Origin of the sequence: Pandoraea faecigallinarum, from assembly GCF_001029105.3 — a bacterium.
Taxonomy (GTDB): domain Bacteria; phylum Pseudomonadota; class Gammaproteobacteria; order Burkholderiales; family Burkholderiaceae; genus Pandoraea; species Pandoraea faecigallinarum.
Map to the genome: position 1 here is coordinate 36,776 of NZ_CP011809.2, position 16,854 is coordinate 53,629.

The following is a 16,854-nucleotide window of genomic DNA, read 5'->3' on the forward strand; positions in this document are numbered from 1 at the left end:
CTGAGGAAGGGACTCGGCGGTTCCCTTTCTTGATCTCATGGGCGTACATCGTGCAGGTGGGGGAACAGGTATTGACGGCCGGCTCGCCGGTTGGCTTCTGCGGCCCGCTCAGGCAGATCCGCTAGCCGGTAGAAGTCTGCGGCCTGCGTGTACCGACCCGCTTACCTGTCGGCCTTTGCGGCCCTCTGGTAGGCGTCTACAGCCTGCGCGCGCAGGCCCGCCAGCATGTAGAAGTCTCCGGCCCGCGCGTACCGATGCGCTTGCATGTCGGTGTCTGCGGCCAGCTCGTAGGCGTCTACGGCCTGCTCGTGAAAACCCGCCAGCTTGTAGGCGTCTCCGGCTTGCCAGGGCAAACCCGCTGCCATGTAGGCGTTTGCGCCCAGCGCATACCGCTCCGCTCGCATCTCGGTGTCTGCGGCCAGCTCGTAGGCTTTTCGGGCCTGATCGGGCTGTTGCGCTTGCGTGTAGGATTCTGCGGCCTTCCAATAGGCGTCTGCGGCCATCTCGTAGGCTTTTCGGGCCTGATCGGGCTGTTGCGCTTGTGTGTAGGATTTTGCGGCCCTCCAATAGGCGTCTGCGGCCAGCTCGTAGGCGTCTGCGGCCCGCTTGTGCAGGCCGCCCCGCTCGTAGACTTCTGCGAGTGCCGTGTAAGCGTTGGCGGCGTCCCGGTCGGTTTCTGCGGCCTCCGTGCTGTGGCCCGCGTCCGTGTAGGCCGCTGCGCCCGCCTCGAAGGCACGCGCTGCCCGCTCATACCGATCCATCGACCTGAGGATTTTGGCGAGAACCACATGGGTGTCGCCGGCCGATCGGGTGGTGGTTATGGCCTGCTCGGCCCGACCCACGGCCATGTAGGCTTGTGTGGCCTTCTTGTAGGTTTCGGCGGCCCGCGTGAGGACGTCTGTGAGCTCGCGATGTTTGGATTCGACCCGCGCCAAGGCTTCTGCGCGCGTGCTGCCGGCCGCTACGGCGCGAGCGATGGCGTCCGAGATGTCGTCGTGGTCGGTGTGATCTTGTGCGCGCAACACGTGAGCGGCCAGACAAAGCCTGTCGGCTTGCGCCAGGTATTGGCAAACCCCCTGCACTTCTACGCCTGGTTCAAGACTTTGCACGAGCTGGGCCATCTCGGTGGGCCAGAGATGGGCGGCCAGCGTCGTGAGGGCTCGGTCCCGGTTTCCTGGAATGTGCTCAGTGCTCGCGCCGCCCTGTTCGTCGGCGCGCTTGCAAAGGACCAGGGTGGCGATGGCGGGCAGGCGCTCGGCTTTCGTACCGCCATGAAAGACCGAATCGTTGACGGTGCCCCTCATTCCCATGTGGATGATTGCCTCATAGGCTTCCACGACGTCCTGCTCGCGAGTGACGTCAAGCGTTCTCGTGTGGACGAGGGCGGCCTCACGTATTGGGGACAGGTGAGGATAGCCGGGGCGGGCCTGGCGTTCAATAGAGGGGTGGTTCCCCATAAGGCAGTGCTTCAGACACGTATCGAGGATGCCAATGAATACCACCGTCAGCGGCCCATCACATTCGTATTTCGGCCAAACCATGCAGAATTGGGAAATGAAGGACGAGCTTGGCCTCGAAAAAACGGCCGATGCCTGTGCGGGCATGAGCGCCGCAAAACTGTCGTGGCTGGTCGCCTGGTATATCCGCGACGAGACCTACCAGAAAGGACTGGCTGAGCGGGGCAACTATCAGCATGGTCTGCCTTTTACTGCCTACCGGGGCGAGGGGGGCCACCTCGTCGTCCGATGGCCAGCGCTTCCGCGCGGGGGGCCACGCTCAGGCAGGCGGCTATCGCAACGCGAAGTACGGCAATGAACCCGGCGTCCTGTCTATACGCACATCGCCGATCAGTATGCGCCGTTCCACACCAAGGTCATCAATTCGCCCGTGCGGGATGCGACGCACGTGCTTGATGGCTTGCCGTACCACGAGTCCGAGTTGCGCATCGAAGAACACTATACCGACACTGCGGGCTTCACCTACCATGTATTCGCGCTGTGCCACTTCCTCGGTTTTGAGTTCGCGCCGCGCATTGCGGATCTCGCTGACAAGAATTTGTACGTACCCGGCAAACCGGGTGACTGGCCGGCGCTGTCGTCGCTGATTGGCGGCTCGATCAGCCGGAAACTGATCGAACGGGAATTCGAGGATGTGGTTCGCCTGGCGGCGTCGATCCAGCAAGGCGCCGTGACCGCTTCACTGATCCTGCGCAAGCTGAGCGCGTATCCGCGGCAAAACGGTCTCGCGGTTGGCCTGCGCGAGCTCGGCCGCATCGAGCGGACGTTGTTCACGCTCAAGTGGCTACGGGACCCGGCTTTGCGCCGGCGCGTGTCCGCCGGACTGAACAAGGGCGAGGCCCGTAACTCACTGGCGCGCGCGGTGTTGTTCTATCGGCTGGGCGAGATACGCGACCGTTCGTATGAAAACCGGCGCTGCCGGGCCAGCGGCCTGAACCTGGTGGTGGCCGCGATCACGCTGTGGAACACCGTCTACCTGGAGCGGGCGACCGCCGCCTTGCGGCAGCACCGCGAGATCGACGACAGGCTGGTCTCACACGTCGCGCCGCTCGGCTGGAACCACATCAACCTGACCGGCGACTACGTATGGCACGCAAACAAGCGCGTTGCCAAGGGTCGATTCCGGCCGCTGCGCGCGCCGAAATCGAGCCCGGCACTATCTTGGCGTACGAAAAAATCCGTTTCTTGAGGGCCCCCCGACTCACCAATACGCTTCTCAACGCGAACAGCCTGCCTCGCCAGCCGGTCAACGACTTGCTGCTGCCGGACGGCTCTCGGGGCATTATTTGTTGGCCGCCGGCCGTGCTCGAAGGAACAGTGCTTGTCGCCATACGGAAGCACCTGGCCGTCGACAAAGATCTCGAGGAACTGCGAAGCGAAGGCCGCTTCGCGCAGCTGAAGATTAAGACCCACGCGGATTCCGGTCGGCTGACGCCGTTCGAAGCACAGATGATGGCCTTGCGCGACGAGGTAACCCGGGCCGGCGATCCTGTCGAATTTCTGAAAAAGGCGGTCATCGGCAAGCTGAATATTGCCGTCGCCGGCGCGACCGGCTCCGGCAAATCGACGTTCACGCGCTCGCTGTTGAAATACGTGCCACGTACCGAGCGCGTGATGATTCTGGAAGATACCCACGAAGTCGGTTCCGACGCGCTGGACGAGGTTGGCTACCTGGTATACGGCGAACAGGAGGGCCGCTTGTCCGCTCGCGCCTGTCTGAAAACCTGCATGCGGTTGTCGCCCGATCGTATCTTTCTGACTGAGCTGCGCGAGGATGCGGCGTGGGACTACATCAAGAGTGCGAACACGGGCCATCCCGGCGGTATCTTTTCGACGCACGTCAACAGCGCGGCCGAAACCCCGGCGCGTATCGCTGACCTCGTGAAATCGTCCGAGGTCGGCCGCATGCTCGACTACGACATGATCCTGCGGACGATTCACGCGACGGTCGATGTCGTCATCTACATGCACGACTGGAACGTCGTAGAGCTGCTGTACGACCCACTGTTCAAGAAGCAAATCGCCGAGCGCTAAGGAGGCAACGTGAACGACCTTCTCGGTATTGTCAGGTTGTTTAGTTGAAACCGAGCCAAGGTACCATGGCAGAAAACGACGCCCTTACGCCGCCATGCGGGTGGAGCAAGCCCATTCCCAGGCGGCGAAGGCCTGGGTGCGCGCCGCACGTTTTTGCTCGGCATTGCGGTGATAGCGGCACGCCATGAACAGGTTCGAAACCTGACCGTGGATTGAGGCGAAGCGCTGCAATTGGCGTGCCGACTTAAAGCGACGCATCACTTTCTCCCGCACCCGCGTAGGCTGATGCGAATTCTCCGCCCGGTTGTTCAAACCTTTATGCTGGCGGTGTTCGACGCTTAGCCGGAGCTCGCGGTGGGCCGCTGCATAGCTGCGCAATTTATCCGTGACGATCACGCGTGCGCCGCCATGGCGCTTGAGCAGGCGGCGCATGAGCCGTTTGGCGGCGGCCGTGTCGCGACGGCTTTGCACCAGCACCTCAAGCAGCGCGCCGTGTTCGTCCACCGCCCGCCACAGCCAATGTTTTTTGCCGTGGATTGTCACGACCACCTCGTCAAGATGCCATTTGTCGCCGCGCCTCGGGGACGTCGATCGAATACGCCCGGCGATGGCCAAACCGAACTTCGTCGCCCAGCACCGTACCGTCTCGTAGGTCAGCTCAATCCCCCGCGCGGCCAACATTTCCTCGACCATGCGCAGACTCAGCGGAAACCGGTAATACAGCCACACCGCATAGCGGATAATGTCAGGCGGAAATCGGTAGCCTTTGAACGAGATCGCCGCGTCGCTCGAGCGCTGGGGGCTGACTGAAAATTTTTTCATGTCGCATTCTATCCTTCCGCCTCCCCCATCCGAACAACCTGACAATACCGTTTTTGGGTACCACGCCGGAAGCCCTGGTTTTCCGGATCACCTGATGCAATGTCGCCTTCGACGAAATTTTCAGCGGCGGAGGGAATAGTCCGAAAGCCCATCGTGCAAGCATTTGCCAGGCATTGCTCGGTTTGGCCGTCTAACGAGCGTTTGATGGTCACGCGTAAGATAATTACTTTGTATATACTACGTTAGTATCTATTGCGTGAAGGAGGGGGCGATGTCCAAAGCTGTTTTCACAATGAAGCTCGAACCCGAGCTGCGCGACGCCTTCATGGCCGAAGCCGAAGCAACGCACCGGCCAGCGTCCCAAGTGGTGCGTGAGCTGATGCGCGATTTCGTCCAGCGCCAACGCGAAACGCGGGAATACGATGAATTCCTGCGCCGCAAGGTCGAAGCCGCGCGCATTTCGATGAGAACTGGCCGTGGCCGCTCCAATGAGGAAGTCGAGGCCGAGGCTACCGCGCGGCGAGTGGCCTTGTTGCACAAGGCCAATAAGGCCGGCTTGTGAGGATTATTTGGACGCCCGAAGCAGAACAAGACCGAGACGACGTGTGCGAGTACATCGCGCCCGACAATCCGCGGGCAGCGGCACACATGGATCAGCTGTTCAGCGATGCAGCCGCCAGGCTGGCCGATCATCCGAAGCTTGGCAGAGCAGGGAAGATTGCGGGCACGCGCGAACTGTTTCCTCACGAAAACTATCGTCTAGTGTACGAAATTGACGGGGAAACGGTATGGCTACTGGCCTTGGTGCATACAGCCCGCCAGTGGCCGCCGCCTCGGGAGTGATGCCGGCATGATTCAGTACAGCACCCCCCTTCCAAGCGAACCGAAATGTTGCTCGCGTGCCGCTTGATTTGCTGGAGCCAACCAAGGCAGCATCCGGTTGATTTCGCAAAAGCTTCTAAGAACGTGTTTGCGATCTTCTGGTCATCCCTGATAATTCGAGGATGACGAGAAAGAAATACGCGAGTGACATAAGCCGAGAGAAGTTCTCGGAGATCGAGCCGCTGTTGCGCAGCGTGCGCCGGCGCACGAAGCCCACGACGGTGGACTTGTACGAGGTGTTTTGCGCGGTGCTGTATCTGTTGCGTACAGGTTGCCAATGGCGCTTCTTGCCCAGCGAGTTTCCCAAGTGGCAAACCGTCTACGCGTATTTCAGCAAATGGAGTCAGCCTGACCAGCACGGCGTGAGCGTGCTGGAGCAGGCACTCAAAAAATCAGATTGGCGCGGCGCGCACAAGACAGGGACGCAGCGCCAGCACGACGTTCTTGATCATGGACGCGCAGAGCGTGAAGAACACTGACACGGCAGCGCATAAGGGTTATGACGCGGGCAAGAAGGTGTCGGGCATCAAGCGTCATATTGCCGTAGACACGCAGGGCTTGCCGCACGCCGTGGCGGTAACCACTGCCGAGGTGACCGATCGCAAAGGAGCGTTGCTGGCGTTCGAGCACGGCAAGCCTCGCTTGGGACAGGTGCAAAGTGTGCTGGTCGATGGCGGTTACGTGGGCGAACCCTTCGCGCAGGGCGTGCGCGAGATCTTGGGCGAGCGGGTCACGGTGCAGATCGCCAAACGCAGCGAACTGCATACTTTCAAGGTCCTGCCGCAGCGTTGGGTCGTCGAGCGCAGTTTCGCCTGGCTGGAGAAGAACCGGCGCTTATGGAAGAACTGTGAGCGTTTGCTCAACACCAGCTTGCAGTTTGTCCATCTCGCCTTTTTGGCACTGCTGCTCAGGAGATCGTAAACCGGCTCTAAGGCAGGAGGATCACGAAAGATGTCGCTATTGAAAAATCGTCTCGCCGCGACGGATGAGAAGCTGGCCGCATTGAAAGAGGCGCGCAAGACGGCTGACAAGGCACGCCGAAAAACCATGAAGGAAAGCCGTGCCGATCGCGAACGCAAGCTCAGATTGATCGGCGAAGCCGTCCTACAACGCGTTGCCAGTGGCGAGTGGGACGAGGACGATTTCCGGACGATGATGGACGCGGCACTCGCCCGCCCGGCTGACCGAGCCCTGTTCGAGCTGGAGGAGTCAGACAACTGATCGGCGATAAGATGCCGGAGCATGCTCAAAACAAACGACGCGATAGTTTGAGGCGCCACGCCGGAAACCCGGATTTATCCGGCTGACCTGCAATGTCAAAGCTTGGCAATTGGTACGCGATTGTTTTGCAATGGGGGTAGCAGATTCGCACACCGAGGCTGACACGCCCCGCATCGCTGTCACGGAGGTGGACACCGCCAAAATTGCCGGGTAATGTCGTCCGAGCGCCTCGCGATATGAGAATTCGAATCGCGCGACGCTTATCGTCGCAAATGGGACTTGCCCGGCTTCGGTTGGGATTTTTTTTGCACGTCACTTGCAAAACAGGTGAGGGGCAAAACCGCAGGGTGCCCGCCCCGCTGGGGGCGCCCTTCTCGCATGCGAGAAATCGCACGGGTAAGTCTCGCCGAGGGCAGCAGTCCGTCTGGTATTGTCAGGTTGTTTGGTTGACGATGCGCCAATAGGGAGTTGCAGAAAACGATGCTCGTTATGCCGCCATACGGGCGGAGCAAGCCGATTGCCAGGCGGCGAAGGCTTGGGTGCGTACCGCGCGTTTATGCTCGGCATTGCGGTGATAGCGGCACCCTGTCTGGCGTCAATTAGATTTGCCGGTAACGACAACTAGAATTGCCGCCCTATGCCGGCTCCGCAGTCTTGTCGGAGCCCGCTTGCTTTGTGGCAGCGACGTTGGCCCGGTAGCTCTCCACGTCCATGAGGTCGAGCACGACGCGGTGGTGCACGACACGATCAATTGCCGCCATGGTCGTCATCGGATCCTTAAAAATGCGCTCCCACTCCGAGAACACCAGGTTGGTGGTGATCACCACGCTGCGGCGCTCGTAACGCTCGGCCAGTAGCGTGAACAGCACTTCCATTTCATCGCGGTCGTGCTGGACGTAAGCGATGTCATCGAGAATGAGACACTCGCAGCGATCGAGTTTGGCCAGTTCCTGCGGCAGGCGCAGATCGCGTTTGGCGGCCAACAGACGCTGCACGAGGGCTGCGGTCTGCGGTCGGAGAGAACAGTAGCGGGCAACCAAGTTCGACCAGGGTGTGTCCCAAGGCGCTGGCGAAATGGCTCTTGCCAGAGCCCGGGCGGCCGACGGCCACGACATTGATTGCGTCTTTGAGGAATGCGCCGCTTGCAGCCGCTCCATCTGCATCCTGGTGGCAGGGTCGAAGCAATTCAGGTCGAGTGCCCGGAAGGTCTTGCCTGGTGCAAGTTCCGCCTGCTTTCGCAAACGTTCGATGCGTCGCCCGACCTTGGCCGCCTGCTCAATGCGCACGAGCTCCAACAGGAACGCCTCATGCGTCAATCCTTCCTTGGCCGCGCGCAACGCCGTCGCCTCGACGGCCTCGCCCATGGCCGAGAGATTCAAGGTGCGCAGCAGCGCCAACAATTCATCGCGCGCACTGGCCATGTTGGCTCCTCGACGGAATCAGACGGTCGTACCCCGACGAATCGATGACGCCCTTATCGATGGCCGGTGCCTGGGTCGGAGTCGTTTTTACAATGAGTTCGCGCACCGCATCGAACGTCGGCAATTGCTGCTGGTCCACAAGCAGCCCGATCGCGCACTCAACTTCGGCTTCGCTCGTGCTCGCTGCCAGATGTAGCAGGCGCAGATACTCCTTGTCGGCCCCGGCAGGTTTGCCTTCGAGCAGCGCGTCATAAGCGCGCCGGAAGACGGTTGTCGGGAACAACTCTTCCCGATAGCAATAATTGACGAAAGCGCCAGGCTTGCGTACCAGAGACCAGATCAGGTGACGGTAGTCGATACGGCGCTGATTGCGGCCAATCAACCTGGGCAGCGTCAGCACATGCGCAGTACCATGATGCAGCTCCAGTGTTTCCGAGCGAACCCGCACTTTCAGACTCGCACCGATCAGGCGCGACGGCACGGAGTAATGGTTGTTGAGCACCCGGATCAGGCTAAAACGCGACACCCTGACTGTCAGCTCGCGCGTGAAGTCCAACGGTGCCGCCGGCAACGGCCGCAGGGCAGCACGGTCGGCTTCAAAGCGAAGTGTGCGTGTCAGGTTGCGGCTTCGTACCAAATCGCTCAGAAACCGTTCCTACGCGGTACGATCGTCGAACTCTCGGCTGCCACGCACACGCAGCGCCTGGTCTACCGCAGTCTTGAAGCGGAAATGCGACTGCTCGACATCGCCGTTCTGATTGGCGCAACCTGCGGTATTGGCTGACGGCTGCATGCCGTAGTGATTCAGCAAGCCTCGGTAATTGGCGGTGAACTCGTGCCGGCCGTCACGATCCAGATCTCGCACCGCAGCCGTGAGGTTGTCGGTCCGGTGCCATTGCGGAACACCTCCGATTTGCCACAGGCAAGCTTCCAACCCTTCGGCTAAAGATTCAAAGCTCTCCGAGAAGCCAATGCGGATCGCTTCGACATTCGAGTACGTCAGGACAAGGTGATACACAAGATGCTCAAACGGAGCGCCGGCTATCGTCACTCCGAGTGAATTCATCTCAGTAAAGTCGGACTGCGCCATCCGCCCCGGAACATGCTCCTGCGGGAACATAATCTCCCGCTCCGGACCGCTTTGCGCACGCCACGCCTGCACATGGCGCTGCAGGGTGCGTAACTGGTTTTCCTGATACCGCCCCGGATACGCCTCGCAGAGCAGAACAAACAGCGTCTTGGCCTGCAAAGCCGGATCCCGCTGTAGTTGCGCCTGGACCCCCGGCCAATCCGTCAGGAAAGGGTTGGTTCGGGTACGGTGCGTTCTCGGCGTCTTCATCTGGCTCGGCAGCTTGCCGGCGCGTTCGTATTTGCGTCCCGTCCGCTCGCTCATGCCGGTCCTGGCTGCCGCTAACTTCTGGCTCGTTCCTTTGCGTCGTTCTTCCAGCAACAATCTGATTTCTCCGTCTTGCTTCATGCGGCCTCCTTGCGGAGGCTGCACGATAAACAAGAGCCAGACCGGAATCGGCCCAGCTCTCTTCAACCGGCAAATCTAATTGTCGCCACCGGAATTTCTAATTGTCGCTGGACACAGCTGTTTCAAGTTGCCGATAATAGGGCGGATTCAACCGGTCGTCGCAACATCGGATTGTTGAACAGATTTTAGGTACTCGTCCAAGGCTTCCGCAGGCGTCTTCCAGCCAAGCGTTTTGCGGGGCCTGGAGTTCAACGTGTTCGCAACAGCCTGGATCTCTCGAGCACTCCAGCGAGACAGATCCGTGCCCTTTGGAAAGTGTTGTCGTAGGCCGTTAGTGTTTTCGTTCGTACCACGCTGCCATGGGCTGTGCGGGTCAGCGAAGAACACCTTCACGCCGGATTCGACGGTGAAACGTGCGTGATCGGACAGCTCCTTGCCACGATCCCAAGTCAACAATCGCCACAAGTGGGCAGGCAGGTCCACCACGGTCTTCTTGAGTGCGTTGGCCATCGTGACAGCTCCGTAGCCGGCCAGCGCGGGTCCGTTTTTGGTGCGTGGAATAAGTGGTTCTGTCGCGATATCGAAGTTGCGCGGAAGCGAAGCCAGGGGCGCGTTGGTTTTTACGCGGCCAGTGCATAGAATTGCTCAGCAGGGGACGCACGGCGTCCCTTGGGGGCAAGCATTTGCCCCTTGCGAATCATGTGCATGGTCTCGATGCCGCCCAGGACATTGCGGGCACAACGGAAATTCTGGAAACCCAGCATCGGTCTGACGCGCCGTTTGATCGCGCGGTGGTCCTGCTCGACAAGGTTGTTCAGGTACTTGTTCTGGCGGATTTCGATGGGTGTCTCGCGCTGGGCGCCCAGCGCCTGCAGCGCGGCGCGGTTCGCCCCGCTTTTGTCAATGGTGACGGTCTTCGGCGTGCCCCGCCCGGCGGTGGCTTTTTCGAAGAACCGGCGCGCGGCGGCGGTATCGCGGCGTGCGCATAGCAGAAAGTCGATGGTGTGGCCCGCCTTGTCCACCGCCCGGTAGAGGTATTTCCACTGGCCTCTGACCCGAATATAGGTCTCGTCCATGCGCCAGCTCTCACCCACTGGGCGCAGGCGGCGACGTATCGCTTTCTCGAAAACCGGCAGCCACTTGATCACCCAGCGATGGATCGTCGAGTAGTCCACCGGTATTGTCAGGTTGTTTAGTTGAAACCGAGCCAAGGTACCATGGCAGAAAACGACGCCCTTACGCCGCCATGTGGGTGGAGCAAGCCCATTCCCAGGCGGCGAAGGCCTGGGTGCGCGCCGCACGTTTTTGCTCGGCATTGCGGTGATAGCGGCACGCCATGAACAGGTTCGAAACCTGACCGTGGATTGAGGCGAAGCGCTGCAATTGGCGTGCCGACTTAAAGCGGCGCATCACCTTCTCCCGCACCCGCGTGGGCTGATGCGAATTCTCCGCCCGGTTGTTCAAACCTTTATGCTGGCGGTGCTCAACGCTTAGCCCGAGCTCGCGGTGGGCCGCTGCATAGCTGCGCAATTTATCCGTGACGATCACGCGTGCGCCGCCATGGCGCTTGAGCAGGCGGCGCACGAGCCGTTTGGCGGCGGCCGTGTCGCGACGGCTTTGCACCAGCACCTCAAGCAGCGCGCCGTGTTCGTCCACCGCCCGCCATAGCCAGTGCTTTTTGCCGTGGATTGTCACGACCACCTCGTCAAGATGCCATTTTTCGCCGCGCCTCGGGGACGTCGATCGAATACGCCTGGCGATGGCCAGACCGAACTTCGTCGCCCAGCACCGTACCGTCTCGCGGGTCATCAATCCCCCGCACGCCCAACATTTCCTCGACCATGCGCAGACTCAGCGGAAACCGGTAATACAGCCACACCGCATAGCGGATAATGTCAGGCGGAAATCGGTAGCCTTTGAACGAGATCGCCGCGTCGCTCGAGCGCTGGGGGCTGACTGAAAATTTTTTCATGTCGCAATCTATCCTTCCGCCTCCCCCATCCGAACAACCTGACAATACCCCGCAAACGTCCTCATTCGAGCCTAGCGGATCAGACGCCCGATGAGGCATACTTCGCGACGCTGCCAGCGATCAAATCGGCAGCATGATCGCCCCGGACGTTCCACTTAAAAATCTCGGAAAACTGTCCGAAGAAGCGACGCCACCTCTCTTATTGTTTACCTCAGCACCACAACATAAGGCTCCGCCAATTTTTCAGGACCGACTAATTGACGTCAGACACCGGCGGAGGCATTCACGTTAGCCGCTTAACCCGTGCAATATTGGCTGGGTCAATACGGCCGGCGCAACCCAGGTCACCAACCCGAGGTGATGTCGACCTTCACAGGTTTTTCAGAGCCCTTCGCCGACAGGGCGGCATGAAGCACCGTCGCATCGATGTCCGAATCGAGGTTCATGGTTAACGAAGAAAGATTATTTAGCTTTTTCAAGGGCCCAACCAAAGGATCGAATCCGGTTTGATCGAACTCATGACTACCCCTCAGATCAATCGTCAAACTCTTCAAACTTTTCATCTCGGAGATGCCCCTAAACAACCTTAACATTTCTGCATTGTCAATCTTATTCTGTTGCATCGATATTTTCAATGTATATATTTTATTATACTGCCCCAACTTCCCCAGTTGACTGCCGAAATCCCCAAAAACATTGTCGTAATCTTCAATCTCTTTTGAATAATTGAAACTGATATTTAAATTTTCCAATTTTTTTAAATTACCAATTCCACGAAACACCGCTTTCACACTGGAATCTGGATTAGAGGGCAGCTCACGAGCATGGTGGAACAAATCCATATCGATGACTAGCGTTTCCAATAGATGTAAATCATGACCCAATATGTTACCAAGCTGCTTGTAATCATCACTTTTCCATATCACTTCTTTCAAACCCAAATATAGTTGGCGCACCCCTCCCAGTGCACAGCCATGGAAAAGTTGCTTTTTTAAAGACACCCCTTCGTCTAGCTTTACCATCACCGTTGTTTCCAACAGACTCACGTTCAACTTGTGAAGATTAAGGACCTCTTTCAATGGCGGGCCTGGCATATTAACTTCATGGCCTTTATTCACCTCAACAAATCTCATGCCGACTGACGAAGCCGTTTTCCAGTGTTCTCGATTAATTTTTGCCTGCTTTATATCAGTATTTTGATTATCAGTCGCACCTTTATTTTTGTCGGACGATTCCGCGCTCTCTTTGTCATCCTCCCGCTTGACGGTAAGATGCGTTTTATAAGCCGCCCCACCAAATACTACCGATGACATGATATTTTCTCCAAAAGCATCAAATAAGATTGATTTATTACGACTAACAAATGATCGTCTAAGAGACTGTTTCAAAAAGGCGGCTCAGCGCGCCGGAAGATGTTCCAGCAGACGAGAGAACAGCCGAGTTTGAGGAATGCCTCGTGAATGTCATCCCGACGTTCGAAGCGAATGCGAAGACGGCGAAAGTTGTGAAGCCACGCATGAGTACGTTCGACAACCCAGCGGAATTTGCCCAAGCCACTGCCGTGTTCTGTCCGGCGCCTGGCGATCACCGGTTTGATGCCGCGCTCGCGAAGCCGCTGACGATGCGGCTCGGAATCATAGCCACGGTCTGCGAAGATGACTTTGGGCTTCAGAAGCGGTTGGCCGCGCACGCCGCGAATGGGTGGGATCGCGTCGACGAGCGGCAGCAACTGGGTGACGTCGTTGCGGTTCGCGCCGGTCAGGATTGCGCTGACGGGGATGCCATTTGCATCGACGAGGATGTGATGCTTGGAACCTGGTCGCGAGCGATCCGTGGGGTTCGGGCCCGTTTTTCGCCCGCCCCAACGGCTCGCACCGACGATGAATCGACGGCTGCTCGTGAGAAATCGAGCTCGCCAGCCTCGCGTAACTTGTCCAGCAGTAGCTGGTGCAACCTGATCCATACGCCGGCTTTCTGCCAGTCGCGCAAGCGCCTCCAGCAGGTTGGCCCCGAACCGAATCCCAACTTGGTCGACAGGTCGCACCAGCGTATCCCGGTCTTGAACACGAACAGGATGCCGTTCAGTGCAGCTCGGTTTGAACCGGTAGCCGCCCTGGATATTCCGGGCGTCGCGGTTTTGGCGGCGGCAGCAAAGGTTCGATCAGTGCCCACAGCTCGTCGTCAATGATCGGCGTGCCCATCCCCTCGGTTCCTGTTGTTCAGATGGACAAGGTTAACAGCTTGCCGAAAAGGTTAACAGCCCCCTTGGGCTCTTTTTGAAACGGTCTCTAAGGGAGTATGGTCATCGCCTTGCGAAGGCGCAACTGAGATAAATACACGCCGAACACAAGCAGCAGGACGACTCCCCCGCAGGCTCTTATGGACATAGTACGGATCGCGCTGATTGTTTCCGCCGCAAAGCGACGCATCAGGTGGGGCGCTCGATAGCGAGCACATCGCGGCCGGTTCGTGCGCGTTGTTGATTTTCACCAAATATTGACCCGGGGTTTTCATCGAAATTTGACCCACCCCAAACAGCGTAGTACATCTACTTCTGTGTGGATAAGTCGTCGGTTTCCGTGCCCTTGAGGGCCGTTTTCCGCGATACCCGAGACTTTGCCGAACTGGTCTTGAAACGCCAGGACTCATTGCCCGTTTCTACGATGTGGCAGTGATGCGTCACCCGGTCGAGCAGCGCAGTTGTCATCTTCGCATCCCCGAATACGCTGGCCCATTCGCCAAAGCTCAGGTTCGTTGTTATTGCCACGCTGGTGTGCTCGTACAGTTTCGAGAGCAGGTGAAATAGCAGCGCGCCGCCCGTCTGACTGAATGGCAGATAGCCCAGCTCGTCGAGGATCACCATATCCACGTACATCAACTTGTGTGCTATTTGGCCTTGCTTACCGATAGCCTTCTCCTGCTCCAGCGCGTTCGTCAGTTCCACTGTCGAGAAGTACCTAACTCGCTTGCCCTGGCGCTGCACCGCTTGGATCCCTATGGCGGTGGCCAAGTGCGTCTTGCCCGTACCTGGCCCGCCGATAAAGACGACGTTGTGTGCACTCGAGAGAAACGTCAGATCGTGCAGTTCGCGCACCAACACTTCATCTACGTGCGCTTGGCCAAAATCGAATCCCGTGAGATCTCGATGCGCAGGGAAACGAGCTGCAGTCATCTGATAAGCAATAGATCGGACCTGGCGCTCTGCCGTCTCGGCCATCAGTAGTTGCTTCATGAAACGCTCAGGATCAAACTCCGTGTGCCTGGATTGCGCGAGCAACTCTGGCCAACTGCTTGCCATGCCATGCAACTTCAAACCTTTAAGCTGGGCGGTGATGTCGTTAGACATGGCGATTCTCCGGAGCATTGGGCCGCAGGCGCTCATAGCGATCGACATCCGCTAAGGGCTCTTCGGTCAGATGCAGTTTGGTCGGGGTGGGCAATAACGGCCCAACTGGCGTTTTGAGTCGACTCAGCACATTGATGACATGCTCCGCACTCGGCCGGCCGGATTCCAGGGTAATTTTTACGGCAGTCAGCACGGCGTCTAAGCCATGGTCACGCACTGCCGCCAGCACTTGAGTCATAACCCGGTCACCACCAGGCTGTTTGAGCAAGTAGTGCTGTAAGCGCTGCAGCGGCACCGGCATCGTCGCAAATGGTGCTCCGTTGCGCAGTGCACCGGGCTTGCGCTCCACCAGGTCGATGTAGTGGCGCCAATCGTAAAAGGTGAGATATCGTTCAAAGCTACGCTCATGTCGGGCAACTTCTTGCCCTTCGGAAACGATGCTCAGATATGTCGGGTAGCTGCGCACGCTAACGACCTGATTGGTCAGACTCGACGGCACACTGTAGCGATTGCGTTGGAAGTGGATCAGGCTCGTTGAGGAGACGCGTAGCGTCTGCTCAACATATCCATCAAATGGCTTGGGGTTGGGCATCAACTTCGTTCGTTCATCTTGCAACGCGTCAGCGATGGTGATCTCGGGCCACTGCGGGTGTTTGCCTTGCCACGCGCATAGGCATTGGTCAGCCACCCACTCGTTGAGCGTCGCCAAAGTTTCCCATCGACGCTCGGCAGCTTCATGCCAAATCTGTCGCCGTCGATCTTGCACATTCTTCTCAACGATCCCTTTTTCCCAACCGGCGGCACGATTGCAGAACTCTGGCTCGAAGAGGTAGTGGCCACACATTGCCTCAAAACGAGCGTTGATCGCTCGCTCTTTGCCTCGGCCGACCTTGTCGACCGCCGTCTTCATGTTGTCGTAGATGCCTCGGCGAGGCACGCCACCAAATGCCGCAAAAGCTCGAGCATGTGCGTCGAATAGCATCTCGTGGCTCTGCGTGGGATAGGCGACTAACCAGAAAGCGCGGCTGGCGTTGAGTTTGACGTGAGCGACTTCAAGCCGTCGGCGCAAGCCTCCCACGAAGGCATACTCACAGCTCCAGTCAAACTGGAAGGCCTCTCCGGGATCGAATGCCAACGGCACATAAGCTTTGGTGCGTGGCGCCTGAGATTGCGCCTCGTGCCAGTGCCGCACAAACGCGCTCACTCGCGCGTAGCTGCCGGCATAACCCTGTGAACGTATCGCCTCAAACATGAAGCGAGCCGTACGCCGATCGCGCTTCGGCCGATGGCTGTCGGTACATAACCAGCCACTCAGTTGTTCGGCCCACTCGTCGACGACGCTGAGGCCGTTTCGCTTGGGGTAATGTGGCTCGACCGCATCGGGCTGGCGCAGCCAGCTGCGTATCGTGTTTCGGGACAGGCCCGTGCGTCGCGCGATCTCTCGCAGCGGTACCTTCTCGCGGATATACATCCGCCTGATCTTGGCTAGCATGCCCACCGTGATCACCTTGGTATCTCCTGCTCAAAGGTTGAGCAGGACATTGAATCACGTGGGTCAATTTTCGATGAAAACTACACCCCTCAAAGGGTCAGTTCTTGGTGCACATCAACACGTGCGCGTGCCACATTGCGCACGTGGCGAACGTTCGTCGCCGGGCACCGGGACGTGCAAGCTTGGCCCGCTCGAGCGAGGCAAGTTGGGTCTCGGTGAGCACCAGCCCTTCCTGCGCAGATTTGGCCTCCAACGCCGTCAGGCGTTTGTTCATGGTCTCGAGGTCGTGACGTAGCCAGATGCTGCGCACGCCCTGAGGCGAGACGTGCAACGCATGACGCTTGAGCACCTCATTGGCGATGCGAATCTGGCCATAGGCGGGCAACTCCAGGGCCAACTCGACCACTGCGGCTTCAACCTGCGGATCCACGCGATTCTTGGGCTGCGGGCGCCGCCGAGAGATTTCCTGCAGGGCGGCTTCGCCGCCCGTCTCGTACAGTTCTTTGAATCGGTAAAAACTGTCGCGTGAATAGCCCATCACGCGACAGGCTTGACTGACATTACCGAGCTGGCGGGCCAGCTCAAGGATGCCGACTTTGGCACGAATGACTTTCTGATCTTGAGTCATGGTGGACTCCTTGCGGTTCAGGGACCGCAACGTTGCCGTCAC

The 16,854-nt window shown here is 58.7% G+C and carries 14 protein-coding genes and 5 pseudogenes; 6 read left to right on the forward strand and 13 right to left on the reverse strand.

Annotated elements, in window-relative coordinates; genetic code table 11:
• Positions 1 to 161: 161 nt before the first annotated feature.
• On the reverse strand, positions 162 to 1,337 hold the full coding sequence (locus tag AB870_RS25050) for a soluble NSF attachment family protein (protein WP_157112546.1): 1,176 nt from the start codon (positions 1,335 to 1,337) through the stop codon (positions 162 to 164).
• Between the two features lie 265 nt (positions 1,338 to 1,602).
• Here AB870_RS25050 and AB870_RS25060 point away from each other — a divergent pair.
• Together AB870_RS25060 and AB870_RS25065 are read left to right on the forward strand one after the other, a co-directional pair.
• Positions 1,603 to 2,706: pseudogene (locus tag AB870_RS25060) on the forward strand (Tn3 family transposase).
• Positions 2,604 to 3,551: an ATPase, T2SS/T4P/T4SS family gene (locus AB870_RS25065; protein ID WP_084664393.1), complete on the forward strand. Its 948-nt coding sequence runs from the start codon at positions 2,604 to 2,606 to the stop codon at positions 3,549 to 3,551. Before AB870_RS25060 ends, AB870_RS25065 begins: the two are co-directional and overlap by 103 nt.
• A gap of 84 nt (positions 3,552 to 3,635) precedes the next feature.
• Here AB870_RS25065 and AB870_RS25070 read toward each other — a convergent pair whose 3' ends face one another.
• A complete protein-coding gene (locus AB870_RS25070; protein ID WP_047909496.1) occupies positions 3,636 to 4,373 on the reverse strand; it encodes an IS6 family transposase in 738 nt (245 codons plus the stop codon).
• Between the two features lie 271 nt (positions 4,374 to 4,644).
• Here AB870_RS25070 and AB870_RS25075 point away from each other — a divergent pair, with 271 nt between their 5' ends.
• The 4 genes from AB870_RS25075 to AB870_RS25095 all read left to right on the forward strand — a co-directional run bounded on the left by AB870_RS25075 (position 4,645) and on the right by AB870_RS25095 (position 6,476).
• A complete protein-coding gene (locus AB870_RS25075; RefSeq protein WP_047909499.1) occupies positions 4,645 to 4,935 on the forward strand; it encodes a hypothetical protein in 291 nt (96 codons plus the stop codon).
• The gene (locus AB870_RS25080) at positions 4,932 to 5,216 is read left to right on the forward strand and encodes a type II toxin-antitoxin system RelE/ParE family toxin (protein ID WP_047909500.1); all 285 of its coding nucleotides are present in this window, start codon (positions 4,932 to 4,934) and stop codon (positions 5,214 to 5,216) included. The genes AB870_RS25075 and AB870_RS25080 overlap by 4 nt, the downstream gene beginning before the upstream one ends.
• 161 nt (positions 5,217 to 5,377) lie before the next feature.
• Positions 5,378 to 6,176 (forward strand): IS5 family transposase gene (locus tag AB870_RS26150; RefSeq protein WP_418304029.1). Its coding sequence is split into 2 segments (ribosomal slippage): positions 5,378 to 5,649 and positions 5,648 to 6,176, totalling 801 coding nucleotides; the frame shifts between segments, so codons are not numbered across the junction.
• 30 nt (positions 6,177 to 6,206) lie between these two features.
• Positions 6,207 to 6,476, forward strand: coding sequence for a hypothetical protein (locus AB870_RS25095; protein ID WP_047909502.1), 270 nt, complete (start codon positions 6,207 to 6,209; stop codon positions 6,474 to 6,476).
• Positions 6,477 to 7,111: 635 nt separating this feature from the next.
• Here AB870_RS25095 and AB870_RS25100 read toward each other — a convergent pair.
• From AB870_RS25100 to AB870_RS25145, 11 genes and pseudogenes are all read right to left on the reverse strand, one after another.
• Complete coding sequence (locus AB870_RS25100; RefSeq protein ID WP_237170185.1) at positions 7,112 to 7,897, reverse strand: ATP-binding protein; 786 nt, start codon at positions 7,895 to 7,897, stop codon at positions 7,112 to 7,114.
• Positions 7,878 to 8,423, reverse strand: a complete 546-nt coding sequence (locus tag AB870_RS27330) for a Mu transposase domain-containing protein (RefSeq protein ID WP_237170186.1) — start codon at positions 8,421 to 8,423, stop codon at positions 7,878 to 7,880. Before AB870_RS27330 ends, AB870_RS25100 begins: the two co-directional genes overlap by 20 nt.
• Positions 8,424 to 8,552: 129 nt before the next feature.
• A complete protein-coding gene (gene istA, locus AB870_RS27335) occupies positions 8,553 to 9,374 on the reverse strand; it encodes an IS21 family transposase (protein WP_237170187.1) in 822 nt (273 codons plus the stop codon).
• Between the two features lie 147 nt (positions 9,375 to 9,521).
• A pseudogene (locus tag AB870_RS25110) lies at positions 9,522 to 9,938 on the reverse strand (IS30 family transposase); the annotation flags it as partial.
• Positions 9,939 to 9,994: 56 nt separating this feature from the next.
• A pseudogene (locus AB870_RS25115) lies at positions 9,995 to 10,555 on the reverse strand (IS6 family transposase); the annotation flags it as partial.
• Between the two features lie 55 nt (positions 10,556 to 10,610).
• A pseudogene (locus tag AB870_RS25120) lies at positions 10,611 to 11,346 on the reverse strand (IS6 family transposase).
• A 344-nt stretch (positions 11,347 to 11,690) separates the two neighbouring features.
• A complete protein-coding gene (locus AB870_RS25125; RefSeq protein ID WP_071386935.1) occupies positions 11,691 to 12,659 on the reverse strand; it encodes a hypothetical protein in 969 nt (322 codons plus the stop codon).
• 71 nt (positions 12,660 to 12,730) lie between these two features.
• Positions 12,731 to 13,309 (reverse strand): IS5 family transposase, encoded by a 579-nt coding sequence (locus AB870_RS26160; RefSeq protein ID WP_418304030.1) that lies wholly within the window; start codon positions 13,307 to 13,309, stop codon positions 12,731 to 12,733.
• A gap of 585 nt (positions 13,310 to 13,894) precedes the next feature.
• A complete protein-coding gene (istB, locus tag AB870_RS25135; protein ID WP_047907355.1) occupies positions 13,895 to 14,692 on the reverse strand; it encodes an IS21-like element helper ATPase IstB in 798 nt (265 codons plus the stop codon).
• Positions 14,685 to 16,184, reverse strand: coding sequence for an IS21 family transposase (istA, locus tag AB870_RS25140; protein WP_418303997.1), 1,500 nt, complete (start codon positions 16,182 to 16,184; stop codon positions 14,685 to 14,687). The genes istB and istA (AB870_RS25140) overlap by 8 nt, the downstream gene beginning before the upstream one ends.
• Positions 16,185 to 16,365: 181 nt before the next feature.
• Positions 16,366 to 16,812: pseudogene (locus tag AB870_RS25145) on the reverse strand (helix-turn-helix domain-containing protein); the annotation flags it as partial.
• Positions 16,813 to 16,854 lie beyond the last annotated feature (42 nt).